The sequence below is a fragment of the Phaeobacter sp. G2 genome (genome assembly GCA_025163595.1).
GTDB lineage: Bacteria > Pseudomonadota > Alphaproteobacteria > Rhodobacterales > Rhodobacteraceae > Pseudophaeobacter.
On the sequence record CP104100.1, the window covers coordinates 1,312,376 to 1,337,845 of the forward strand.

Here is a 25,470-nt window from a genome sequence, read left to right on the forward strand (position 1 = left end):
TCAGCTCCGCAGCTCGGCCGTGGTCACGATCAGGCCCGCCCCAATGGCAAAGCGCCCTGAGATGTGGTCGCCACAGGTGAAAGGCGGCTGATCGGCACAGAAACGGGCCGAAAACCGGCACTCCGAAAGGTCGATTGTCAGCTCCATCCCGTCAAACCCATAGAATCTTTCGCTGACTGTGAACTGGCACTTATAGGCGGCTTCCTTGGCGGAAAACACCAGTTTGGCCAGTTGGCCGGGATTGTCCTGTTGGCGCAGCCAGTCCTGTTCCTGCGCCGAGCAGATCGCGGGCCAAAGCTCATCTGCCAGGGGTTTGTCCTCTTCCACATCGATGCCCAGCCCCTGAACCGGGCCCTTGGCGGCGACCACAGCCATGGCGCAGCTGCGGGTATGGGTGATCGATCCGACCAGCGCGGAGGGCCAGAGCGGGGCGCGGTTCTTGGCTACGGGAATGGCAACGGGGGCATGGCCCAGCTGCGCCATCGCCTGATGCGCGGCAGCGCGCCCGGCAGCAAATTCGCGGCGGCGTTTGTCCACCGCATTGGGGGACAAACAGGCGATCTCGGCGGCAAAGGGCGCTGGCGGATCCGCCAGCGGGTTGACCAGCGCCACCCCCACATCCCTGTCAAAGAGCGGGCGCACCAAGGCCAGCCGGGCCATTTCCTGTGGTGAACTTTCTGCCGTCATCCTGCTCGTGCTTTGCGGTTTGCCCGCATCGCCCGCCGCTTCGACATGGTGTCGGATTTGGCGGCCTGCGCGGCCTCGTCTTCTACCGGATCATCGGGCTTTGTGCTGCCGCCTGCAAGGGTCTCGATATGGCTGGCGAGCCCGGCGAGGGTTGGGAAGCGGAAGATATCGGTGATCGACAGTTTGTTGACCCCCAGTGCCGTCCGAATGTCACGGTGCGATTGCACCGCCAGCAGCGAATGGCCGCCCAGGGCAAAGAAGTTATCCTGCGCGCCAATCCCGTCTACGCCCAGAATTCGGGACCAGACCTTGGCAATCTCGGCCTGTACCCCAGCGCCAAGAGGCGCCACCTCTGCCGCCGCTTGGGGGGCTTTGGGCGCAACCAATTTCGGATCAGGCAGCGCCTTGCGGTCGATTTTCTTGTTTGGGGTCAGCGGGAAAGCATCAAGCGCCACAAGATGAGAGGGCACCATGACGGCGGCAAGATGGCGGGACAGGTCCTGCTTGATCGCGGTCAGATCCGCCGGTTTGTCGCTGTCTTGGGTGATGTAACCCACCAGTTGCGCGCTATCGCCCAACTGTCGCTCGACCACAACCGCGCCGGTGACATGGGGCTGGCTGGCCAGGGCGGCTTCGATCTCACCCAGCTCAATGCGCTGGCCACGGATCTTCACCTGATGATCGGTGCGCCCCAGGAAGGCCAGCTGGCCCGCAGCCGTCCACCGGACCAAATCGCCAGTGCGGTAAAGGGGGCCAGTTGCAAAGGGCAGCTGCACAAAGCGATCTGCAGTCATCTCAGCCCGTTGCCAATAGCCCGAGGTGACACCAGTGCCGCCAATATACAGCTCACCCGCCGCCCCCATGGGCACCGGGCGCTGAGCGGCGTCCAGCACATAGACCTGGGTATTGGCCAGCGGCGTGCCGATAACGGCGGTGCCGCCAGACAGATCAAACTGACCAGACAGAGGGGTCGAGGTGGACCAGATGGTGGTCTCAGTAGGGCCATACATATTGTGCAGCTGCGCCGGCGTCGCCTCCTGCAAGGCGCCGACCAGATCCCCTGGCAGGGCTTCGCCACCAACCAACAGATGTTTGAGCCGCCCCAGCACCATGCGGGCCTCATCATCCTGCACCAGCATCCGTGCCATCGAAGGGGTGCACTGCATATGGCTGACGCCATGGCGCATCATCTGCGCTGAGAGAGAAAAGTCATCCGGTGCCAGCTCTTGCGGGGTATTGGCGCGGCGCAGCACTTCGGCCAGCGGCTTCAATCCCTCCAGCACCACTTCTGGTGCAATGCCATAGTCGATCAGACAGGCGATCTCATCAACGCCGATGCGTTTTAACTGCTCGGTGCGGACCAGGGCGTCTTCCACGGTGCCAAACAGGCCAGTCTCCTCAAAATAACGCTCAAAGGCAAACTCCAGGATGGCCTCCAGCTCCTCCGCGCTCAGCCCGTCCAGTTGCATATCAAAGGCGTTATTGACCCCCTTGGGCCGCTTGAAGGCCGGGAAGGCCCAGGCGTATTGCTTGATCAAGCCGGCGGCCGAGCGCAGGTAATCCTTCATCGGCTCACGGGCGATGCGGCGGGATTCTTCGCGGGTTTCAGCCAGATAGCTGTGTAGCATCAGCGTCACCTTGAATTCCGCCGGATCATGGCCCGCAGCGCGCAGGGCATCGTGATAGATGCGGATTTTGCCGCCGACTTCCTCGATGCTTTGGCCCAAAAGATGGGTCAGTACATTGGCGCCAATCTCACCTGCCTCGCGCCAGGTGTCGGGGTTGCCAGCGGTGGTGATCCAGACCGGCAGCTCCCGCGATACTGGGCGCGGCTGGGTGACAACACCATGCATGGAGCCATCCTTGCGGGGAAACTCCACCTCCTCACCGCGCCACAGTTTGCGCAGGGTCTCAATACAGTCATACATGGCGGGCTTGTTGGCCGGCGGGGTGTTTTCCGGGCGCAGCACAAAATCATCGGGCTGCCAGCCCGCAGCAATGCCCAGCCCGGCACGGCCATTGGTCAGGTTGTCGATCACCGACCATTCCTCGGCCACACGGGCGGGATGGTGCAGCGGCGCCACACAGGACCCGGCCCGCACGCTGAGGTTACTGGTGACCGCCGCCACCGCCGCCCCGGTCACGGCAGGGTTTGGGTAGGGGCCACCAAAGGCGTGGAAGTGGCGCTCAGGCGTCCAGACCGCGTTAAAGCCATTGGCATCGGCAAACTTGGCGCCTTCCAGCAGCAGGTGGTATTTGCGCGGGCCGGGGCCGTCGTCATTGCCCCAGTAAAACAGATTAAAATCCATCCGCCGGTCCGAGGTCGCAATGGGACCATTGGACAGCTCCAGGCGGCTTTCATCGCTGGAGAGCACCAGCTTAAAACCGCGTGACAGAGTCCAGAACAGCTCCAGCACCGAGATGTCAAAAGACAGCGAGGTCACCGCCAGCCAGGCATCCCCCGCCTTGTGAGGAATGCGCGCATCCATGGCGGCAAAGAAATTGGCCACATTGTCCTGGCGTACCATTACGCCCTTGGGGGTGCCGGTGGAGCCGGAGGTGTAGATCAGATAGGCGAGATCGGCGCCGGTTGCGGCGCTGGTGACGTTTGTCGTCACAGCCTCTGATGCCGACGGGCCATTCACAGTCAGGCTATCTACAGAGACGATTTTGGCCTGGGTTGCGGGCAGCTCTGGGCGCAGAGCGTCCTGCGTGACGACAACGCTGGCCTGACTGTCCGACAGGTAATGGGCGATCCGGTCCCGCGGATAGGCCGGGTCCAGCGGCACATAGGCGGCGCCGGTCTTGAGCACCGCCAGCGCCCCGACCATAAGATCGGCGGAGCGTTTGATATAGAGCCCCACATGGGCGCCGGGTTTGACGCCGACCTGCTGCAGCTGGCGGGCCAGGGCATTGGCCCGGGCGTTGAGGCCCGCGTAGCTGTAGCTTTCGCCTTCAAACACCAGGGCTATGGCCTCTGGCGTGCGGGCAACCTGGGCCTCAAATGCCGCTTGTATGGTTTCTTCGGCAGGCAGATCGCAGGCGGTCTGGTTCCAGTCTTCCAGCAGCACTCGGCGTTCTGTTTCCGGCAGGATCGACAGATCAGACAGGGGGCAATCCCCGCCAGAGCAGAGGAGAGATGCGATGACACCCAGCGCGCTTTCAAGCCGCGCGGCGAGCAGCTCCGCGGCCTGAGCATCGAGCCGGGTGTCATCTACATGTAGCGCCAAGACGCTCTCAACCAGCGAAACGGTGGCGATGCAGCCTGGCAGGGCAGCATCCCGTTCCGCTGAGAACCCGATTGCCGGCATGTCTTGCGCGCAAAGCTCTGGGGCGCGGGCCACCAGATCCAGGGCAAAACCGCCAAACTTGCGAGCCTTTGCTACGTCTATATCTATCTGAGTCGCTAATCCGTTAACAGATGAATCGCGTGTCACCTGCAGCGGAATCCAGTTGGAAACCACCTGTGCTGCCGCGCCCTGAGCCGCCAGAGGTGTGGCAAAGGCAATATCGGCCTGATCTGCGCCAGTGCCCAGCAGCGCCCAGGCCAGGGTTGCGGCAAGGATCTGTGTTTCGGTGAGGTCAACACCGGCTTCTCGCGGCAAGGTCAGCGGGTAGCGCGTGGTGCCTGCAGGTTTGTCATGGCGAGCGGCCAGCGGCACCGTGACGGGTTGCATGGCGGCCAAAGCACGGCGCCAATGAGCCTCGCTGCTTTGGCTCTGCCCCAGGGTGGTGGCGACGTCATTGGCCGCTTGATCATGCAGCGCCGGGAGCTGTTGGCCGGCTGTAAACAGGGCCGGCAGATCGAGGCTTTCGCCGTCAAGTGTGGTGATATCTTCCAGCGCAATGGCACCATCAGCGGTGGCAACGCTGACAACCGCGCCAGTCACGCTAAGCAGGGTGCCTGGCGGACCGCTGCCCTCAGCAAGGGAAGCCTTACCCACGCGCAAAACCTGATCAGACAGCAGCAGTTTGGCGCAGCCAAGCGGGTTCCAATAGGCACCATAATCCAGCCCGCGCACAAGGCGGCTCAGGTGTTGACTGGTCTGGGAAAAATCCAGAATCCCCCCTGCAGCGGGACGGTGATCCCGGGCAAAATAGCTGCGCTGGGACAGATCCTGTAGCTGGCGATGCAGCGCATCCGTGCTCAGCTGCTCCAGCACCTCACCAAAGCTGTCCATGGCAGCGGCGTAGCATTTGGAGTTGAGACTAAAGGCGGTCTCATCCTCGGCAATATCAAACAGGCGCTGGGCGAGGATGTCGCCCTCATCAATGCCGCCCTCCATCACATGCCAGGTAATGCCATGCTGCGCTTCGCCAGCCATAATCGCCCAGTTGGGGGTGTTCAGACCGGCATAGCGCGGCAGCGGGCCATCGTGAAAATTCACCGCGCCTTTGCGCGCCAAGGCCAGCACTGGATCTGGGATCACCCGCAGGTTGGCAATCGAGAGCAGCCAATCATACGCGTCAGTGATTTCAGTTGCGTCCGTGAGCACGGGCAGCGCTTTGCCCTCGGCCCAGGCACGGATGTCGCTGTCGGTCGAAACCACCGCCTGAATCTGGTGTCCACGGGCTAGAACGGTTTCGGCGCAGCCGATCAATAGGGATTCATTGCCGATGACGACACAGGAAAATTGGCTCATTTTGGATCCTCCGAAACCGGGGAGTGAAGGCGCGTTTCACATGGGGGTGAGGGCTTGTGCGACACAGGCGCAAGGGAATGTGAGATAAGATCTTTCAGGAAATGATTGGGATCGGCCTGCGGCTTGCCCTGCACCAGACGGCGCAGTGCATAAAGACCGGTGCCTGCAATGCGGGCCAGGGTGGCAAGGGCGGCATAGGCGCGGCCATGGGATTTGGCAAAATAATGGCTGCGCGACTGGAACCAATAGGCTGGGGTGCGGTCCCAGTCTTTCATGCCTGTCGAGGCAGAGCCCAGATGGGCAACGTGACTGTCCGGCACATAATGGGTCCGCCAGCCCGCCTGGGCGGCGCGACGACACAGGTCGGTCTCTTCGAAGTAGAGGAAAAACGTCTCGTCAAAACCGCCGATTTCCTCAATCACCTGGCGGCGGATCATCAGGCTGGCACCAGCGGTCCAATCCACCTGGGTTTGTGTCCGCGGCATCTCCATCGCCACCACCCAGGGGTGCAGCAGCCGGGTAAAGACACCGGTGCGTGCGGCCATTTCGAACTCACCCGCGATCGAGGGAAAGCGAAAGGCGGTGCGATGGGGTGTGCCATCGGTGCCATGCACAAAAGAGCCCGCCAGCCCGGCACCGGGGTGATCGGCCAGAAAATCACGCAGGGTGCGCATGGTCTGCCCCTGCACAAAGGCATCCGAATTCAGCAGGTAATAATAATCGGGTGCGGTGCCATCCGACAGGCCAGCGGCAAAGCCGATGTTCATGCCGGCACCAAAGCCACCATTGACCGGGGATTGCAGCAGTCTGATCTTGTCACTGGCCTGCCAGCCACGTTGCGCTGCCCCGGCCTGCAGCGCTTCCCATGATCCATCCCCCGAGCCATTGTCGATCACCAGAACCCCACCCGAAAGATCCGCCATCTCCACCAGGGCAGCCTCGGCGGCCCGGAGGGTCATCTCCGGGGTGCGGTAGTTCAGGATAATGGTGAGAATGCTGCCTGTGCTCATCTGGGTCATTCCGCGGCTCGCGAATAGGGCGCCTGTAGATCGGCGTCCTTGGGGGTTGGCTGTGGTGCCTGTGGATCACTGGCCAGCCGGGGCTTCAGCGCCGCGGCCAGGGTGCTCACGTTGGGCACCAGCACCATGCTGTCATGGTCCCCGGGCACTTCGATCACTTCCAGTCTGGGCACCCAGCTGGTCCAGTCGTTGTCGGCAAAGACATATTCCCGCTCGCAGCTGACCCAATTGCCGCCCGAGACCTGCCAATGGCGGTCCAGTGGCGGGCGCAGCAGTGTGAGCGGGCCGTTCCAGGGCTGCAGCGCGTAGTTTTCGACCGAGTGCCGGAAGGCCAGCTCGATCTTGCGGTTGTTGAAAGCGGGCGCCTGACCGGTTTCTGCCGGGGCCTGGCGGCGTTTGCTCAGCTCCCACAGGATGCGGTTTTTGGCCCATTCCAGCAAATAGCCCGCGCCTTTGCGGCGTAGCTCCTGCAATTTGATCAGCGCCTTGTCGACAGGTTTCAGGCTGGGGCGCACTGGTAGGGGCGTGTCGAGCAACACCAGCGCCGCCGTTTCTTCGCCGGCTGCCTGCAATTGCTGGGCCATTTCATAGGCGGTGATGCCACCACCCGAAAAGCCGCCCAGCAGATAGGGCCCCTGAGGTTGGATCTGCCTGATCTCGGCCAGGTAATCGGTGGCCGCTGCAGCAATGCTGGTATGCGGGGCCTCCTCGCCGATCAATCCACGGGCCTGGAGGCCGTAAACCGGGCGCTCGCCGCCCAGTTCCAGCGCCAGATGGCGCAGGTTCAACACATTGCCAAACATCCCGGCCACCACAAAGAACGGCGCGGCACCGGTGCCGGACCCGGGGTGCAGCATCACCAGATGGGAATGGGCCGCCGCCGTGTTCTGAGCGGTCTCCTGGTCGGTCTCTTGGCCGGTCTGGGTCGCGGCATCGCCCTGTGCGGCAGCTCCCTGTCCCGCACCTGCGCCGCGCGCCATCAACAGATCGGCCAGGGCGGCAACGCTGGGGGCCTCAAACAGGGTCGACAGGGGCAGGTCCACATCATAGTGGCGTTTGATCTGCGCAAAGAGCCGCACCGCGATCAGCGAATGGCCACCCAGTTCAAAGAAGCTGTCCGCCACCCCAACCTGCGTAACGCCGAGCAGGCTTTGGAACAGCGCTGCCAGGTGCTCTTGCACCGGGGTGGAGGGCGCCACATAGTCTGTATCCAGCTGGGGGCGCTCAAAGCTCTGGCTCTCATCGGCCACGGCCTCTGCACGGCTTTGCGCTGTCTGTTCAATCAATGACGGCAGATCCAGCGAAGAGACCACAATTTGCGCGCGGTTTGTCGCGAGCGCGCGCACCATCGCCTCTGGGCCCTCGGCCGCGCGGATGCCATTGGACAGGTTCAGCTGCTACCGGCGTTCGTCTTCCGACAGAGGCTGCGGCGCGGCACTGGCCACAAGGCCCAGGGCCTCGGCGCTGTGGTCGGCATTGGTCTGGGGCGGCGTGGCTTCAAAGCCTCCGGCAAGCCGGGTCATCTGGAAATCTGTAATCTCAACCAGCACCCGACCCTCAGTGTCGGTGAGGGTAACATCAAAAGCTGCGCTGTCGCTGGTGGCGCCAGACCGCAGGCGCATATGGCTGCAAATCTCTGTGGTCAAAGGCGCCCGCACCAGGATGCTGCGATAGCCCAGCGGCACCCAAAGATTGCGGCCCTCATAGCCCGGCGCCAGGGAGATGGCCCAGCCGGTGGCCAGATCCATCAAACCGGGGTGCAGCAGGCAGTTATCATCCTGCGCCGCCGGGGGCAGGCGCAGATGGGCCAGGCCTTCTGTCGGGGCTTCAGCGGGGCCAAAGGCGGTCTGTTGCAGCACCTGCCAGCGGGGACCAAAATCCAGATGTGCCTCTTGCGGGGAATGCAGCGGCCTGTCGGCTGTGGCGTGCGCCACCTGCGGGCAGCGGGCCTGGATGGCGGCGAGATCCAGCGATGGCGGCTGCTTGCTGTCGGGGTGTTTGCAGTCGGGCAGCAGGGTGATTTTGGCCTCGGCGTTGAGCGCATAGCCCCCCGCAGAAAGGGCGCTGTGGGTGGCAAAATCATAGCCCGTATCCTGCGCCTGCAGCCGTAAAATCACCGCGCGCGGGGTCGGTTCCGCAACCACCAGGGGCCGCAAAAAGGTGAGGTCCCTGATCTCAAACGGCGCTTGCAGGTCCTGTGCCGCCAGCGCCTCGGCAATCCATTCGATATAGCCGGTGCCGGGTACCAGCGCGGTGCCGCCTTTGGTGCGGTGCTCATTCAACATCCAGGACCGGTTTGCGTCCAGCTGGCTGGCAAAGATCGGATTGCCAAAAGCCTCAAAGCCCACTTCATCCAGCAGGGGCTGGGCGCAGCTTTGGCGCTCAGATGGGGCGGTGCCGCCCTGACGCGCGGCCATGGCTTCGGCGGCCATGCCAGTATCGGCCCAGACGCCCCAGTCAATGGCGACAACGCGGGTTTGACCGCCCTGGCGATGGGCGGCATAGGCGTTGAGATATTCATTGGCGGCGACATAGTCGATTTGCCCGGCGGGCCGGGTGACCGTCGAGGAGGAGGAAAACAGCAGCATCAGGTCAAGGCTGCCGTCGGGGAACAGATCGTCGAGCACCCGCAGGCCGGTGACCTTGGGGGCCAGAACCCGGGCGATCTGCGCCTCTGATTTGGCCAGGATCGGGCCGTCGTCGATGACGCCAGCGCCATGGATCACCCCGTTGAGGTGGCCAAATTCGGTCTCGATTTTGCGCAGGGCGCTGCGCATTTCGGCGCTGTTGCAGATGTCCGCGGTCAGGGGCTGCACGGCGCCTGAGCCGATGTCTTCCAGCTGTTGCACGGCGCGGATGCGTTGGGCGATGCGATTGGCGGGGCTGTGGCTGGCCAGATAGCGCGGCCAGTCGGCGCGCGGCGGCAGGCCCTGACGCGAAACCAGCGCCACCTTGGCATCATAGTGACGCATGAGATGCGCCGCCGTGGCCAGGCCGATGCCGCCAAAACCGCCGGTGATCAGATAGCTGCCGCCCGATTTGAACCCGGCCAGATCCGCTGTTGGCGCGTCTGGGACCTCGGGCAGGGGTTGGCTGCGCCAGCTTTTTTCAAACCGTTTGTCACCGCGCCAGATACTCACGGTATTGGCGGGGTCGGCCATCAGCTCTTGCAGCAGGCGCGGGGTCAGATCTGTGGGCAGGGCACCGCGCAAAGTGGCGATAAGTCCGGGCTGGGCGGGCAGTTCGATATCCACCGTCGCGCAGGTGATCCCGGGGAATTCCCGTGGGATCACCCCGGCGGGGCCGGCAATCATCGACTTTTCCGGGTAGGGCAGGGGTTCAGCACCGAGCTGCGCCGCGCCCGTGGTAAAGACGTTCAGATGGACGGGGTGATCCAGATCCAGGCCGCCCAGCTCTTGTGCCAGGGCAGTGACAGAGGCAAACCCCATTTCGAGGTTGCGGTCAAAGACGGAGGAGCCGGGACGAACCTGTTCGTCCTCGCCGGTGACCAGCCAAAAATGGGCGATGCGATGGGGCAGGGCATCGGCCTCTGCCAGGTCGGCAAGCAGGGCGCCATAACCGAACCTGCCCTGTTCGGGGGGCAGGATATATTCGTCGGGGGCAAGCCGTGCATAGGTGTCGCCGGGGCGCACCAGGCTAACGCGATGACCGGCAGCGCGCAGTCGGGTGGCAGTCGCAGTGGCCACCCCGCAGTCATCGGCAAAGATCAGCCAGGTCTGCGGTGTTTCGCCCAGGTCTGTGTCCACATCCAGGGCGCAATCGGCCAGCCGGGGACGCCAGACGGGGCGGTAGCCCCAGTCGCTGATCGCGTCATGGCGCCGGGGCGGTGCTGCGTCTTCCTGCTGCTGTTGCGTGCCCGGCGCGATGAAATAGCGGCTTCTTTGGAACTGGTAGGTGGGCAGCGGCAGGCGGTGGCGCTTGGCCTCGCCCCAGATCTGATCCCAGTCGGCCTCAACCCCGCAGGCCCAGAGCCGACCAATGACGCCAAAGAAGTAGGCGTCATCCATGATCTCTTGCTCCGGGTGGCGCAGGGCGCTGAGCACCTGTCCGGGCTGCACAGTGGGGGACATCTGGGTCAGGGCGCTCAGCGCCTTGCCGGGGCCGACCTCCAGGAACACCCGCCCGGGTGTGGCGGCAAGGGTGGTGATACAATCGGCAAACCGCACCGTATTGCGCAGTTGGCCAACCCAGTAATCGGGGTCCATGGCCTGTTCAGCCGTCAGCGGCTGACCGGTCCGGTTGGATATCACCGGGATCTGTGGCGCCGCCAGGGACAACCCGGCGAGGAAGGCGCGATATTCTGCCAGGATACCGTCGAGCATCCGTGAATGCGCCGCGATATCAATCTGGATGCGTTGGAAATCCACCTCACGCGCAGCGAGCTGTGCGGCCAGGGCGTCCAGCGCCTGTTGCGGCCCGGAGACGGCGGTGAGGTTGGGCGCATTGACGCTGGCAATATCGAGATCATCGCCGATCAGCGCCTCTACCTCGGCCAGCGGTAGGGCAATCGACAACATGCCGCCCGCAGGCACCTGGTCAAACAGCCGTCCGCGCAGCAGCACCAGATCAATGCAGTCCTCAAAGGAGATCACCCCGGCGAGACAGGCGGCGGTGTTTTCCCCCATGGAATGGCCCACCATGGCAGCCGGGCGAATGCCCCAGCTGATCCAGAGCTGCGCCAGCGCATATTCAATGATCATAATCAGCGGCAATTGCGCCGAGGGCCGTTGCAGCTGGGCATTGGCAGCGCCTTCATCGCCGGGGTTCGGCAGCCACAGGGCGCGAATGTCGTGGTCGAGCTGGGGCTGTAGATGATCCAGCCCCCGGTCCATCCAATCGGCAAAGACCGGCTCGGTCTCGTAGAGATCCCGCGCCATGCCAGCATATTGCGCCCCACCGCCAGGGAAGGAAAACACCACCTCGGGGGCGTCCCCCAGTTGATCATGGTCAAAAACCTGACGCGGATCGTCCGCCCGCAGCAGTGCGGCGGCTTGGGTCGCGGTTTCCGCAACCAGTACCCGGCGTTTGCTAAACCCCCGTCGTCCCTGTTTCAGGGTATAGGCCACATCGGCCAGATCGAGCTCCGGGTTGGCCTCCAGATAATCGGCCAGGGCAGCGGCATTGGCGTTGAGCGCCGCCTTGGACTGCCCCGAAAGACAGAGCACATGGAAGGGGAAATCGCTTTCCTCGGAGGGCGCGCGTGCAGGGGCTTCTTCCAGAATGGCATGGGCATTTGTGCCCCCAACGCCAAGCGCGTTGATCCCGGCACGGCGCGGCCCGCTGTGCGAGGTCCAGGGCGTCAGGCGGTCATTGACCTTGAAGGGGGAGCTGGCAAAATCAATGGCTGGATTAGGCGCCTCATAACCCAGCGAGGGCGGGATCTGCTGATGCTTCAATCCCAGCGCGGTTTTCACCAGCCCGGCGATGCCGGCGGCGGTGTCCAAGTGACCGATATTGGTTTTGACCGAGCCAATGCGGCAGTAGCCTTCGGCCTCGGTGCTGTCACGAAAGGCCTCGGTCAGGGCCGAGACCTCGATCGGATCGCCCAGATAGGTGCCGGTGCCGTGGCATTCCACGTAATCAATTGTTTCGGCTGAAATATCCGCTGCGTCCAACGCCTGGCGGATGGCGCTGGCCTGGCCCCCAACCGAGGGCGCCAGATAGCCGGCCTTGTCGGCGCCGTCGTTGTTGATGGCGCTGGCCTTGATCACCGCCCAGATGTGATCGCCGTCGGCCTGGGCATCCTCAAGCCGACGCAGGGCAACGGCGCCCGCACCAGACCCAAAGACAGTGCCCTGGGCGCGGTGGTCAAAGGCATGGCAATGGCCATCGGGCGACAGGATTTCGTTCTCTTTATAAAGGTAGCCGCGCCCCTGGGGCATATCTATGGTGACACCACCGGCCAGCGCCATGCCACATTCGCCGGCCCGCAGCGCCTTGCAGGCGTAATGCACCGCCACCAACGAGGTGGAACAGGCGGTCTGGACATTGACCGAAGGCCCTTTGAGATCAAAGATATGGCTGACGCGGGTGGTGAGAAAGTCCTTGTCGTTGCCGGTATGGCGCAGCAGGAACATGCCCACGTCATCCACCAGACCAGGGTTGGAGCAGATGTTGAAATAGAAATAGCTGCCCATGCCACAGCCGCCATAGACGCCGATGGGCTCCGACAGGCTTTCGGGCGGGTGGGCGGCGTTTTCCATGGCGCCCCAGGCGACCTCAAGAAACTTGCGGTGTTGCGGGTCGAGAATGGCCGCCTCTTTGGGGCTGAAGCCAAAGAATTCGGCATCAAAATCGGCAAAGCCCTCCAGCAGGGCGGCATGGGGCACATAGTTTGGATCGGCCAGGGTGGCGGCGGACACACCCGCCTCGAGCAGGGCATCGCGGTCCAGCGGCACAATGGATTCAATGCCATCACGCAGGTTGTTCCAATAGGTCTGCACGCCCTCGGCGCCGGGAACATTGACCGACATGCCGACAATGGCGATATCGCCGCTGTATTGCGGCGCGCCTGAGCTATGATCTGCTGTCTTTACCACGACAAACTTTGACCTCTACATTTGGCAAACTTGGGATGCCTCTCCTGCCTGCAATCCCTGCCATGCCAATGGGCAGAGTCCGGTGCCCCAGGAGAGGCAAATATCTGATGGGTCGGTCCGGGCGCACGCGGTGGGCAGTTCGGCGGCTGGGGCCAGCTGATCTGCCTGCGGTTACGATTCCTTGTTACCCAAGGCGAAATTGGTGCATCACTGCGGCAAAGCTGTGAAAGCTTGGTGTTGAAAACGGGTATTAAAGCGAAAACAATAAGGCATTATATATGCTTGCGTGCTCCGGGGGGAAGGGGTTGCGGCATCAAGACCTGCCTGCCTGCAAACAGGGCACGGGGTTTTTCAAACAGCCCCGGGTAGCGCAACCGTTCGGCATAGCCCAGAACCGATCCGGCACAGAGCCAGGTCATCGGCACCAGAGTATCATTGAGCATCATATCCACCATGGTGGCGGCAAGGATCAGCGCGATTGGCGTGGCATAGGGGGAGATCTGCTGGCGGCGGCGGCGGTGGATCTCGATCCCGAGCAACAGTATGGAAAGCGAGAGCAATCCCATCTCGGCCAGATAGCCCAGCCAGCCCAATGTGCCAAAGAGCAGGATCCAATGGCCGTCCGGGATCGAGACAATGGCACCGGTTTCCAGCTCGCGCACCAGATTGCGGCCCCAGCCGCCCCAGCCGAACCAGGGCTTTTCAGCGGCGCGCTGTAGCAACATTGCTTCATTATCAAAGCGATAGCCCAGTGATTGCGCCCGCTCGGGGCTGATGGCCTCGGCCTGGGCCAGGATGGCCTCGGTGGGAATGACCCCGAGGTTGCGCAGCATGGGGTAGGTGATGGCCAGGGCCGCCAAAGTGATGGCGACACGGATTTGCCAGCGCGGCGAGGCCAGCGCCACCAGCGGCACAAAGCTGAGCCCATAGGCCAGCGAGGCAAAGCTTTTGCACAGATACAACACGAAGAACAAATAGGCCGCAGCGATGGCGAGCCGTAGGCGGTCCCGCCCCTTCGCAGCGTGGGCCAGGGACACGGCGGCCAGCACTGCGGAAAACATAAATAGGGCCAGCCATAGGGAATGGGGCATAAAGACGATAGGGCGAAAGCCGCCCTGGCGCATGGTTTGCGCAAAATCATGCTGAAAGAAGCCATAGACCATAATGTTGATCTGCGGGCTGAGACGGATTTCGATCAGCGACGGGATCGAATAGGCCAGTCCGGCGATGCAAAGGGCGAGCAACAGCTCTTTTTGTCCTTCTGGCGAGGACAGATAGCGCCGCGCCAGCAAGAAGGGCATCAGGATGATCACCTGGTTGATCATCACCGATCCAAGATCCCGCCATCTGAGCCCTGGCAGCATATCGGTGATAAAGACAATGGGGTCGGCATCTGCCAGCACTTCAAAGATCACCGGATCGCCATTGGTCATCACCGTGGGAATCACCGCAAATGCAAACAACAGGGTCAGCAATTTCGCCAAGGGGTGCCGGGGCAGGAGCGGTACTTTTTTACCCATCATCCCGATGCACAGGACAAAAGCCATGATCGAGGGAATGGTGAACTTATCCATATCCGGCACCAGCGGCAGGTCGAACTCGGCCACGGGGGGCAGCAGCAGGTAGCCCGCCAGAATGCACCACAAAATGGCCCGTTCCAGCGGCAAGCGCCGGAACAGCACCAGGCTGACCACAGGCCAGAGCAGCAGCATCAATGAGGCAAGTGCATTAGGCATGAGATGGATCTAGTCTCCAATTGCGGCAGGGCGATGGGCATTTGGTGGCCGCAGCGGGGCGGGGTAAGGAGAGTGTGGTCGAAATTGTTACCCATACAGCGACCAGAACTGGTGATCTGGACTGGCCCCCCCTTTGCCGCAAGGTACATCCCATCAGATGTACAACGGCCTCGGCGCGGTGTCGCGGGAAATTCCGCGCATATTATAGCCAAAGGGATAAATGAGGGGGCGCAAACGGCTATATTCAGCCGGTTATGTTAGAGTGGCTTGAGCCACGGTCTTTTGCGGGGTATTTGCGCAGCGCTGCTTGGAAATTGGCGGATCTCGGTTTTTGGGGTCAGCGTAGGAGTGAACAGGTGTTTTTTGAGTTTCAAGGCCAGCGTATCACGGTGAATTTGCCCACCCGGGCCGCCTTGGAGAGCGAAGTTTTGCGGCGCTTTTCGGCGGGCGAAGGCTTTGCCCTGGCAACCGTGAACCTGGATCATCTGGTTAAGCTGGCTGACTCGCCAGAGTTTCTGCAAGCCTACGCCGGACAGGATTTGGTGGTGGCAGACGGGCGGCCCATTGTCTGGCTTTCGCAGTTGGCCAAACGCCCGGTTGAACTGATGCCGGGGTCTGATCTGGTTCTGCCGCTTTGCCGTCTGGCCGCTGCAGCCGGGGTGCCGGTGGCCTTGGTTGGCAGTACCGAGGTGGCACTGCGCGATGCCAAGGCACATCTGGAGGCAGAGGTGCCGGGGCTGGATCTGGCCTGGTGCCATGCGCCCTCGGGGGTTTTTGACCCACAGAGCGATGAAGCCGGTAAAATACTCGAAAACCTGAACAGCAAGGGCATTCGCCTGTGTTTTCTGGCCCTGGGCGCGCCCAAGCAGGAACGCCTGGCCCATCGCGGCCGCAGCGCGGCGCCGCTGGTTGGCTTTGCCTCGATTGGGGCGGGGCTGGATTTTCTGGGTGGTCATCAGACACGGGCGCCGCTTTGGGTGCGCAAGATTGCCATGGAATGGCTGTGGCGCGCCTTGAGCAGCCCAGGCCGGATGGTGCCACGCTATGCCAAGTGTTTTGCCATTCTGCCCGGTCAGATCTGGCAGGCCCTGCGCAACCGGCCCAAACTGTAGTCTCCTCTATTCGCATAAATAGAACCGGGCTGGGACCCGGCAAGGGGGGGGCTCCCGCGCCTGCAGATGGGGCTTTGCCCCCTCTTGGCAGCCTTGGGCCCGGCGCTGGCTCTGACGCGCCAGCGCTGCAGCGCATTGTTTTGTGCTCTGTGTTCAGTGGCAAATGCGGCAAGGGGCCGGGCGGTGCGAGCCTATTTATACTCCAATATTTTGCGGTTTTTTCCCCGCACGCGGTCCCAGGAGTATTCTGCCACGCCAGCGCATTCGGCAAATTTCCCCAGCAGCGAAAACCAGGCAGGCCGCAGTCCCATGCGCGGGCTCAGACGCAGCAGCTGCAGCGGATATAGTCCTGCAGCCACGAGGGCCCAAGGGGAGATCGCCACAGTGCCCAAGAGAAGAGCCAGCGGCAGCACCCCACCCCAGAGCAGGGCGCGGCGGGTTTCGGTGAGCCAGTGCCGCTCCGGTGAGGCCCCATGCAACGCGGCCCCCTGGGCAAAGGCATAGCCGGCCCGGCGGCTGCGATTCCACCATTGGCCAAACCGGGTCATCTGCGCATCATGCAGGGTCATTTCCGCATCAATGCGCCAGATTTTCCAGCCCTTGCGGCGCAGACGCAGGCACATTTCGGGTTCTTCCCCTGCGATCAGATCGGCGCGATATCCGCCCACTGCGCGCAGGGCCTCCAGCCGCATCAGCGCATCGCCGCCGCAGGCCTTGGCCTCACCTATGGGCGTGTTCCATTCCGCATCGCACAGTTGGTTGTAGATCGACGCCTCTGCAAAGCGCTCGCGACGGCGGCCACAGACCACGGCCACCTCTGGGTGCTGCTGCAAAAACGCGGCGGCCTGGGGGATCCAGTTGGCGTCCACCTCGCAATCGCCATCAACCAGCTGCACAAACCCCTGTTCGCCCTGCAACCGGTCCAGCCCCGCATTGCGGGCACGGGCGGCAGTGAAGGGCAGCGACATATCCAGCGCCACCACCTCGACCCCCAGCGCCTGCGCCGCTTTGGTCGAACCATCGCTAGAGCCGCTGTCGACGTAGATCAGCCGGTGTATCTGCGGTTGCAGCGAGGCAAGGCAGACGAGCAGACGCGCGCCTTCGTTGCGTCCTATCACCACGGCGCTGATGTGAGGCGCGCTGTTCGGGGCGGACACCGTCATTATGCGGCCCCTCTGTCATTGTGAGACCTGCCTGAGTGCGTGGCTACATAGGCGCTATATGCGGGGGGTGCCAGCCGTAGCCCGGTTGAGGCATGGGGATGAGGGGCGGGAGTGACGCCATCGCGCATCAGCGCGACCAGAACCACCTCATCGGCGGTGGCGATCCGCTGTTTTGGCCCATGCACATGGCGCTGAGAGGCCAAAAACCGGGCGCGGTGCAGCGCAGAGTTGAGGTGTTTTGTGATACGGGCAGCGAAGGCGGGCTGCGGTGGGTGTTCACTCATGCAATCTGTCCAGCGTGTCGGGGCTTTAGGGCCAGGTTAAGCGGCTGCTCCGGTTTGGAAAAGCATGTGCAGGCTTAACGAAGACATGTGTCGAAATTGCGCCGCCGGGGCGGAGCGCTGATGGCGTGGGGTATGCGGGGGCCAGAAAATCAGTAATCCCGCTTGAAGAACAGACCAAAACCGCTTTCGCCTTCGCTGTCGACAGTGCCGGTCACGGTGACGGAATCTGTGAGGTCGATGTTGATGCTCAGCTCGCTGTCGCCCTCGGTGTTGACGTTGAAATCGGTATAGGCCTTTTCGCCGATATAGCCGCCCAGCCCCAACAGTCCCGAGCCAATATTGTCGAGCCCGACCTCGACGTTGTCAGCGCCGGTTGCGTCCCGCAGGCGGCTTTGGTTGCCCAGTCCGCGCCCGCTGAGATCCAGCGCAGATTTGGCCAGGCGCGCCAGCGCCAGGGGGGACAGATCATCAATGTTGTCGCCAAACAACAGCAGCGCCAGGGCCTCTTCGCTGGGGCGCGGCGGGTCGGAGGTGACCTTGATTTGCGGCGCATCCAGGGGGCCTTCGATTTCCAGCGTTGCACTGCCAGTGGCGGTGCTGGCAGAGGAGCGGAACTCCAGATGTGGTTTCAGATCCCCCAGCAGGGTAATGCGGCCTTCGTCCAGTTCCAGACGCCGCCCAAGGATGTCAAAGGTGCCACGTTTGAGGCTGATCTGCCCGGCAGGGGCCAGGGCTGCGGTGCTGCCGCGCAGCTGGATGCGGCCACCCAGTTCGGCATTGAGCCCACGGCCCCGGGCAAAGATGCGGTTTGGCGCGTCAATCAACAGATCCAGGGCGATGTTGCTGCTGGATCCGGTGCTTGCGGTGGTTTGGATCAGGTCAGCGCGGGCGCGGGTCTGCCGAACCGGGCGCGATTCGCCGATGTGACGGATTGGCGGGATGGGCGCCGCCGAGATTGCCCCCCCGGCGGTGTTGAGGTTGATATTGCTTTCGCCAATATCAATCCGACCGCTCAAACGGCTGTTGCCCGCCAGCGGACCGGCAAAGGACAGCGCGCCGTCCAGCAGGGTTTCATAGCTCAGATGATCAGTCAGCGTGACATCCGATACGGCAATCTTGAGCGCAGCATCAAACGGGGGTGTCAGAGCTATGGGTCCGGTCAGGCGCAGGCTGCCGCCATCCCGGGGGCGGGCCGAAACCTGCAACTGCGCGCCAGCGTTCTGCAGCGTGACCGTTGCGTTGATAGCGTCGAGCCGCTGGGCCGCAGCAGGCAGTGCCATTGCGGCGCCACGGGTGGTGATGCTGCCGCTCAGGGCCGCGAGCGTGGGCGCGCCTTTTAGTGCCAGATCAAAGGCGGCGGTGCCGCTCAGCAGATTGGGGGTGATAAAGGGGTTGGCGCCTTCCAGCCGGGCCTGACCTGTGGCGGTGATATCGGCCAGCCCGCTGCTTTCGTCAAAGCTGCCGGCAAGGCGCGCCTCAGCCCCCGAAGGCGCCTTGGCATCACTGGTGATCTGCCAGCGGCCATCACGGCGTCGCGCCTCTCCTGTCGCGCTGAGCCTGCCCGGCAGTTCGGGAACAAAGCGCTGCATTTCTTCCAGTGAGGCCTCAAAGGTGACATCCGCCGCGCCGTCCAGCTGGGCACGGCCCTGGAGCTGGGCAAAGGAGGCATGTGGCCCCTTGAGCTGGAGCTGCCCCGACAGGCTGTCGCCGCTTCGGGTCAGGTCGCCCTCCAGGGTCAGCGCCCCGGAAACCTGCGGCACCAGTAGATTGAGATCCTTGAGGCCCGCCTGCAGATGCAGGCTGCCGGCGCGACTGTCCAGGGTGCCGCTGGCCTCGGCTGAGATTTGCCCGCTCAGCAGTGTGAACTGTTTGATCTCCAGCCCAGCGGTATCGCGCCCGCCCTTGAAGGTCAGCGCCAGAGTGCCCTCTGTCAGCTGATCAAGAACGTCAATCCCGGCAGAAACGCCCTGGCCCTGTAGCGCCATATCGGCCTCAAAGGCGCCGGAAAGCGGCGTGAGCGCGCCTTGGATCTGGCCTTGCACGGCGCCCGACAGGGGCTGGCCTGCCAGAGCAGAAAACCGCTGCAGGTTGCCGGCACCGACGCGCAGATCACCAGTGACCTGCAGGCCGCTTTCCAGCCCCGCAAAGCCCAGGTCTCCGCTGGCCTGATAGTCCTGCCCCTGCAGCAGTAGCTCATGCAGCGAAAATGCCGCCGCGCCCTGGGTGGTCAGATGGCTGGACAGAGAAACCTCGCGCCCCACTGCGGCGGCCAAGGCTGGATCGCGCAGTTTCAGACCCTGCAATTCTGCGGTGACATCCCCGTCGAGCTGCTGTGCGCCGCTGTCATCCAGTGACAGCCGCCCCTGGGCCGTAATCAGCGCGGTTTCGATCAGCGCCTCAGGATGGCTGAGCTGGGTCAACTCGGCGCTCAGAGACCAGGGGCCGTCGCTGGTTTTCTGCGCCAGGATTTCTGTGCCAGCCAGGGTGGTATCGGCGCCGGGCAAGGGCAGGAGCACCGCAGCCTGCCCTGGGGGCGGGGTGATTGCAGCGCGAATATTGGCGGTGTCCAGCTGTCCCGCGGGGGTCATGGCCAGTGCCCCGCTGAGCCGCAGGGCCTGGCTGCGCAGGGCAAAACTGTCCAGCACCAGCCCGGCTGTGGAGGTGCTACTGCCCCGCAGAGCCAGTTGCAGGTCCGGCCCAAAGAAGGGGCGATAGTCCGGCAGCAGCAAGGCATCGATATCGCCGCCAAGATCGGCGGTGAAGCCAATGCCAGCCGCTGCAGTGGTGGCGCCAGCGTCGGGGGTTCCGGTGGCACCTGTCCCGGCTTCGGGTGGCGCGGCCAGAGCCGTCAGTTCAATCTGGCCCGCCAGTCTGTTGCTGCCGTTGGAGGACAGGGCAATCTGGGCGGTGAAATCTTCGACCGGGCCGCTGCCTTTTATATCGAGCTGCAGGCTGGGGGCCGCAGGCAGCGCCAAGGCGGTGGAGATCAAGCCGCCCGAGGCTTCTTGGAGCGCCAGATCAAGGGTGATCTGGCGGCTGTCCTTGGCATATCCGGCCTCAAGGCTCAGCCGGTCGCCGGGTTTGTCGAGCCGATTCACCTCGAGCTGGGTTGTCAGACTGCCCTCGGCCAGTTTCAGCCCGCCCTGCAGGTTGAGGCTGGCAGCAAAGCCAAACAGCGTCTCATCCAGCAGGATGCGGGCGACGCTGATCTCTCCCAGCTCAATCGCGACCGGCAGGTCCGGCAATTGAAAGGGCGTGGCCTCGGGGCTGGGCAGGCTGGGATCCGGCGGCAGCGGCTTTGGTTGCCGCAGCACGGCAATTTCCGCAGCCTTCAGGTGATTGATCGACAAATTGCCACGCAGCAGGGCCAGCCGGTTCCAGTCCAGCTCAGCGCCGCGCAGCCGCAGCCAGACGCCCTCGGTATCGGCGACGGTGATTTCGTCGATCACCGCCTGCGAGGAAAAGGCACCGTTCAGCCCGGTTACGGTGATGTATTGGTTGTCTGCGGACAGGTTTTCTTCGAGGAAGCTTTCGAGATAGCTGGGCTCAGGCTCAGGCGGGGTTTCGGGCGTGGTGTCCTGCGCTGCCAGTGGCGAGACTAAGGGCAGGGTGAGCGCAGAGCTGGCCAGCAGAGCGGCGGGAAACAGAACCGAAACGCGCATCAAAAAGCCTGCCCTATACCGATGTAGAATTGCAATCCATCCTCGGTGCCGCCATCCACCGGATAGGCAAAATCCACCCGCAGCGGCCCGATCCCGGCCACATCATAGCGCAGGCCAAACCCGGCGCCGGAATGGCTTTGCGAGGTGCTGGAGACAAAGGCATCGCTGTCCACATAGCCAATGTCAAAAAAGCCAACCAGCGAGAGCTTGTCGGTGATCTTGCCGCGCAATTCGCCCGAAAGCGCCAGATAGCCACGGCCCCCGGCGGAATTGGCACCCACAGGCACGCCCAGAGATTGGTATTCATGGCCGCGCACCGATCCGGCGCCGCCGGAGAAAAACAGCAATGTCGGGGAGGTATTGCCCAGCGAGGGGCCAATCACCGATCCCAGCTGGGCGCGCCCGGCAAGAACCAGACGATCACTGCCGCCCAGCCCGTGATAGATCCGCCCATCGAGCTTGATCTGCAGGCCATCGTCGGTGCCGTCTATACCCAGAAAAGGGGTGAGGCGGGCATTGATGAAATAGCCGCTGGTGGCATTCACCCGGCTGTTGCGCCGGTCATATTCCGCCCGCAAAAAACCGGCGACATATTTAAAGCGCCGTTTGCCAAAGGCATCCTCGGCCAGGATGGTGTTAAAGCCAAAGCCCGCTTCGGCAAACAGCTGATCGGAATAGACCCGGCGCAGACCAATACCGCCCCGGGCTTGGGTCGCGGTATAATGTTCTTCGTCCAGCCGTTCGGCCTCAATGAGGTAGAACAGATTGTCATCTGGCCCCAGCGTCGCGGGTTGGTCCAGTCGCAGGGCAATGCGCCCGTCAATGTCATTACTGCCCCCCAGCCCGCTGAGCCGGGTCTCAAAGCGCAGTTTTTCCGCGCCGCCAAACAGATTGCGGTGCATCCAGCTGGTGGTGATCTCGATCCCGTCAGAGGAGCTGAGCTGGGCCCCAAAGGTCAGCCGCCGCGGCGGCATGTCCTCGACCGTGGCGATATAATCAAGCGTTCCGTCCGGGTTAGGCTGGTCTTTGGGGCGCAGGGTGACCGAGGAAAAGGCACCGGTACGGCGCAGGCGGGTGGCGGATTTGGCCACAAGATCCGGGTGGTAGACCGCGCCGGTTGGCAGGCCCGCGATGCGCTGGACTGCCTCGGTGCGCACGGCGCTGGGGGTGGCCAGACGCAGCGTGCCAAACCGCAATTTTGCCCCAGGGGCCATGGTCAGGCGGGCGTCCAGCGTATTGGCGCGATGGTTGGCGGTGATCGCCTGATGTGCCAGACGGGCCTTTGGGTGGCCAGCCCTGCGCCAGGCCAACAGCCCGGCGGCGCCGGCATCGCGCAGCACCCCGGTGGTGGCGGGTTGACCGACGGCAAAACCGGCAGGGCGCTGCATATCGCTGTTGCTGGGCCAGGGGGTGATTTCGGCGCGGGAAAAGCGAAAGCTTGGGCCGGGGATCACGGTAATGCGCACCTGATTGATCTGGCGCGGCGCGTTCAGTGGCTCAATGCGGGCGGCCTCTTGCCCGTCGAGCCGGATGGTGACCTGCGGCGCAAAATGCCCGGCGTCATACAGCACCTGCACCAAAGTGCGATAGTCCGACAGGGCGGCGGCCAGCAGTTCCTGCGCATCAATCTGCGGATCGGCTCCCAGAACGCTGGAGGCCCCTTGCAACCGCTGAGTCAGCGCCTCTGAGGCGCCGGGCGCCGCCAGCTGGACTTCGGCACTGATGCCCGCAGTGGGCACAAAGGGGGCGGTCAAACACAGGCCCAAAGCGGCTGCGCGCAGGACCCTTTGCGGGGCAGAGCGCAGGGGCAATTTGAAAAACATGGGCACTCCGGGCAGCGTGCAGGAATTGGGCGCAGACAGAACGATCCCGGGTACGTGGCAACAGGCAGGGCCGCCACTCAGGATGTCTTGGTGACCCTAGCACAGAGCAGCGTGAGGTAAAGTAGTCCCAAGAGGGATTTGAGCAGAGTTTGGCATCGCGGGCAGGAAGCCGCGCAAGTTGACCTGTAGCGCGCAGTGCAAGCTCATCTGAAAGCCAGGCTGCAGGCAGGTGAAAGCCGCGCTACATGGGGGCGTTGCTACATGCGGGCGTTCTTGAACCAGCGGCGAATGGCGGCGCGATCCTCTGGCTCCATAAAGGTGACATTGGCCGGGGGCATGGCATCGGTCATGCCGGCATGCAGAAACACCGCCTTGGCCTGGCGGGCCAGATCGGCTTCGGTTTCCAGCAAAACCGCCTTGGGGGCGGTGCGAATGCCATCCCAGAAGGGCTCGCGGGCGTGGCACATGCTGCACCGGCCCAGAACGATCTCATGGACCTCTTCAAAGCCATCGGCCTGTGCCATGATCAGCGCGGTGCCGGTCAGTGCGGCGCTGTCCTCATCGGCCTCGCCCTCCTGTTCCAGACCCAGGGTGGACAGGATAATCACCCCCAGGAACAGCAACGCTGTGGCCAGCCAGGTCCAGGTGGGATTGCCTGTGCCTGCATGTTTGGTGTTGAAATAATGCCGGATGGTCACCCCCATCAGGAACACCAAGGCCGCGATCAGCCAGTTGTACTCAGAGGCAAAGGCCAGCGGGTAGTGGTTCGACAGCATCAGGAAAATCACCGGCAGGGTGAGATAGTTGTTATGGGTCGAGCGCAGCTTGGCGATCTTGCCATATTTGGCGTCCGGGGTGCGCCCTGCCTGCAAATCCGCCACCACAATGCGCTGGTTTGGCATGATGATGAAAAACACATTGGCGGTCATGATGGTGGCGGTAAAGGCCCCGAGGTGCAGCATCATAGCGCGGCCGGTAAAGACCTGGTTGAGCCCATAGCCCATCACCACCAGCAGGCCAAACAGCAGTACCATCAACAGGGTGGGGCGCTCGGACAGGCCGGATTTGCACAGGCGATCATAGATCAGCCAGCCAATCGACAGCGATGCCGCCGAGATGGCAATGCCCTGCCACAGGGTCAGCTCTGCCTTGGCCTGATCAATCAGATAGAGCTCGCCGCCCACCCAATAGACCACCATCAACAAGGCAAAGCCCGACAGCCAGGTGGTGTAGCTTTCCCATTTGAACCAGATCAGATGCTCCGGCATCTCGGCCGGGGCCACCAGAAATTTGCGGATGTGGTAAAATCCGCCGCCGTGCACCTGCCATTCCTCGCCATGGGCGCCAACCGGCAGATTGGGCGCCTTGCGCAGGCCCAGATCCAGGGCGATGAAATAGAAAGAAGAGCCAATCCAGGCCATTGCGGTGATTACATGCAGCCAGCGAATGGCAAAGCCCAGCCAATCCCACATCATCAGAATTTCATACATGCCCGTGCCCTCATATGGTCTGTGTGGTGTCGTCTTTGTGCAGCGTTGAGATTTGTTCAGGAGGTTCCATAGATTTCCCTAAGGTTTCCTCCGTGGCCACCCTAGGCAAGCGCATCTTTATTCGGTATTCCAGTAAACTTCCAAGCTGTATCAAAAAAACAAGAAGAATGCCGTGAGGCAATCGGAGGCGCCATGTCTTATCTCGATAATATCCGAACCTTTGTGCGTGTCTATGAGCTGGGCTCGATGTCGGCGGCGGGGCGGGATCTGCGGGTTTCTCCGGCGGTGACCTCGGCGCGGATTTCGCAGCTGGAGGATTACCTGGGGGTGCGCCTGTTCCAGCGCACCACCCGAAATCTGACCGCAACCGAACAGGGCCAGGCGTTTTATTCCGGCGCGGTTTCGGTGCTGGAGGCAGTGGATCAGGCCGAGGCCCAGGTGATGCATCTGACGGATACGCCGCGCGGCACCCTGTTTGTGGCGGCTCCCCTGGGGGCGGGCCGGCGGCTGGTGGCGCCGGAGGTGCCAGCCTTTCTGGCAGAATACCCAGAGATCAACATGCGCCTGCGGCTGTCAGACCGGACGGTGGATCTGACCACCGAAGGGCTGGATCTGGCGTTTTTCCTGGGGCAACCGGAGGACAGCAATCTGCGCATTCGAAAGATTGCTGACTGCCAGCGGGTGCTCTGTGCGGCGCCGGATTATCTTGCCCGCCACGGCACACCTGAGCGGGGCGAGGATCTGGTTGGCGGGGCGCATAATTGTTTGAACCTGCGCTATCCTGGCGCCAGCGAGTTTCAGTGGATGTTGCAAAGTGAAGACGGGCCGAAACGTTTTGCGGTTTCCGGGCGCTATGAATGTGACGATGGCGATGTGCTGATAGACTGGGCCCTGGCCGGGGAAGGCATTGCCCTCAAGCCGGTGTTTGAGGTGGCGGAGCATTTGATCTCGGGGGCGCTGGTGGCGGTGGCGAAGCAGAGCCCGCCGGTGCCGGTGCAGATGGCCTGTCTTTATACCCACCGTCGTCACCAGGACCCAAAGACGCGGTTGTTTATGGATTTTATGACCCAACGCATGGGCGCCTCGGTGCGCGCCGCCGAGGCATCTGTTGCCGTTTGCGCGCCAGGCGAAAACTAATGTCGCGAGGCCAAAAGGGAAGCTCTCGCCTGTGAAGTAAAAGGGGGCTCCCGCTCAGCTTTGTTAAGGGGGGCTCCCGCCCCCGGTGACATGCCCTGACGGGCCCGTCCCGGTCTTGGGCCCGGCGCCGCTGTCGCGGCGCAGAAAGAAAAAC

11 protein-coding genes and 1 pseudogene are annotated in these 25,470 nt (G+C 63.0%); 2 read left to right on the forward strand and 10 right to left on the reverse strand.

The genetic code is table 11. The features are described 5' to 3' along the window. From N1037_06365 to N1037_06385, 5 genes and pseudogenes are all read right to left on the reverse strand, one after another. The gene (locus tag N1037_06365) at window positions 1-687 is read right to left on the reverse strand and encodes a 4'-phosphopantetheinyl transferase superfamily protein (protein UWS80635.1); all 687 of its coding nucleotides are present in this window, start codon (window positions 685-687) and stop codon (window positions 1-3) included. After that, a complete protein-coding gene (locus tag N1037_06370) occupies window positions 684-5,330 on the reverse strand; it encodes an LLM class flavin-dependent oxidoreductase (protein ID UWS80636.1) in 4,647 nt (1,548 codons plus the stop codon). The genes N1037_06365 and N1037_06370 overlap by 4 nt, the downstream gene beginning before the upstream one ends. Beyond that, on the reverse strand, window positions 5,327-6,340 hold the full coding sequence (locus N1037_06375; protein ID UWS80637.1) for a glycosyltransferase family 2 protein: 1,014 nt from the start codon (window positions 6,338-6,340) through the stop codon (window positions 5,327-5,329). The genes N1037_06370 and N1037_06375 overlap by 4 nt, the downstream gene beginning before the upstream one ends. Before the next feature lie 5 nt (window positions 6,341-6,345). Then, a pseudogene (locus N1037_06380) lies at window positions 6,346-12,843 on the reverse strand (KR domain-containing protein). A gap of 338 nt (window positions 12,844-13,181) precedes the next feature. Next, window positions 13,182-14,645: a hypothetical protein gene (locus N1037_06385; protein UWS80638.1), complete on the reverse strand. Its 1,464-nt coding sequence runs from the start codon at window positions 14,643-14,645 to the stop codon at window positions 13,182-13,184. 356 nt (window positions 14,646-15,001) lie between these two features. Between N1037_06385 and N1037_06390 the strand changes: the two genes are divergently transcribed. Next, window positions 15,002-15,757, forward strand: coding sequence for a WecB/TagA/CpsF family glycosyltransferase (locus tag N1037_06390; protein ID UWS80639.1), 756 nt, complete (start codon window positions 15,002-15,004; stop codon window positions 15,755-15,757). Window positions 15,758-15,948: 191 nt separating this feature from the next. On the opposite strand, the gene N1037_06395 is transcribed toward N1037_06390, so the two are convergent. The 5 genes from N1037_06395 to N1037_06415 all read right to left on the reverse strand — a co-directional run bounded on the left by N1037_06395 (window position 15,949) and on the right by N1037_06415 (window position 24,179). Then, window positions 15,949-16,920 (reverse strand): glycosyltransferase family 2 protein, encoded by a 972-nt coding sequence (locus N1037_06395; protein ID UWS80640.1) that lies wholly within the window; start codon window positions 16,918-16,920, stop codon window positions 15,949-15,951. After that, complete coding sequence (locus tag N1037_06400) at window positions 16,920-17,204, reverse strand: hypothetical protein (protein ID UWS80641.1); 285 nt, start codon at window positions 17,202-17,204, stop codon at window positions 16,920-16,922. The genes N1037_06395 and N1037_06400 overlap by 1 nt, the downstream gene beginning before the upstream one ends. Window positions 17,205-17,353: 149 nt before the next feature. Further along, window positions 17,354-20,866: a translocation/assembly module TamB domain-containing protein gene (locus tag N1037_06405; GenBank protein ID UWS80642.1), complete on the reverse strand. Its 3,513-nt coding sequence runs from the start codon at window positions 20,864-20,866 to the stop codon at window positions 17,354-17,356. After that, window positions 20,866-22,689: a BamA/TamA family outer membrane protein gene (locus N1037_06410; protein UWS80643.1), complete on the reverse strand. Its 1,824-nt coding sequence runs from the start codon at window positions 22,687-22,689 to the stop codon at window positions 20,866-20,868. Before N1037_06410 ends, N1037_06405 begins: the two co-directional genes overlap by 1 nt. A gap of 257 nt (window positions 22,690-22,946) precedes the next feature. Next, window positions 22,947-24,179, reverse strand: coding sequence for a urate hydroxylase PuuD (locus N1037_06415; GenBank protein UWS80644.1), 1,233 nt, complete (start codon window positions 24,177-24,179; stop codon window positions 22,947-22,949). A 192-nt stretch (window positions 24,180-24,371) separates the two neighbouring features. Here N1037_06415 and N1037_06420 point away from each other — a divergent pair, with 192 nt between their 5' ends. Next, on the forward strand, window positions 24,372-25,316 hold the full coding sequence (locus N1037_06420) for a LysR family transcriptional regulator (protein ID UWS80645.1): 945 nt from the start codon (window positions 24,372-24,374) through the stop codon (window positions 25,314-25,316). The last annotated feature ends 154 nt before the right edge of the window (window positions 25,317-25,470 follow it).

Bases quoted from the DNA above. Each gene is read 5' to 3' on its own strand.
- N1037_06370 (UWS80636.1), bottom strand. From the start codon at position 5,330: ATGAGCCAATTTTCCTGTGTCGTCATCGGCAATGAATCCCTATTGATC.
- N1037_06410 (UWS80643.1), bottom strand. From the start codon at position 22,689: ATGTTTTTCAAATTGCCCCTGCGCTCTGCCCCGCAAAGGGTCCTGCGC.
- N1037_06395 (UWS80640.1), bottom strand. From the start codon at position 16,920: ATGACGGTGTCCGCCCCGAACAGCGCGCCTCACATCAGCGCCGTGGTG.
- N1037_06375 (UWS80637.1), bottom strand. From the start codon at position 6,340: ATGAGCACAGGCAGCATTCTCACCATTATCCTGAACTACCGCACCCCG.
- N1037_06400 (UWS80641.1), bottom strand. From the start codon at position 17,204: ATGAGTGAACACCCACCGCAGCCCGCCTTCGCTGCCCGTATCACAAAA.
- N1037_06385 (UWS80638.1), bottom strand. From the start codon at position 14,645: ATGCCTAATGCACTTGCCTCATTGATGCTGCTGCTCTGGCCTGTGGTC.
- N1037_06420 (UWS80645.1), top strand. From the start codon at position 24,372: ATGTCTTATCTCGATAATATCCGAACCTTTGTGCGTGTCTATGAGCTG.
- N1037_06415 (UWS80644.1), bottom strand. From the start codon at position 24,179: ATGTATGAAATTCTGATGATGTGGGATTGGCTGGGCTTTGCCATTCGC.
- N1037_06365 (UWS80635.1), bottom strand. From the start codon at position 687: ATGACGGCAGAAAGTTCACCACAGGAAATGGCCCGGCTGGCCTTGGTG.
- N1037_06405 (UWS80642.1), bottom strand. From the start codon at position 20,866: ATGCGCGTTTCGGTTCTGTTTCCCGCCGCTCTGCTGGCCAGCTCTGCG.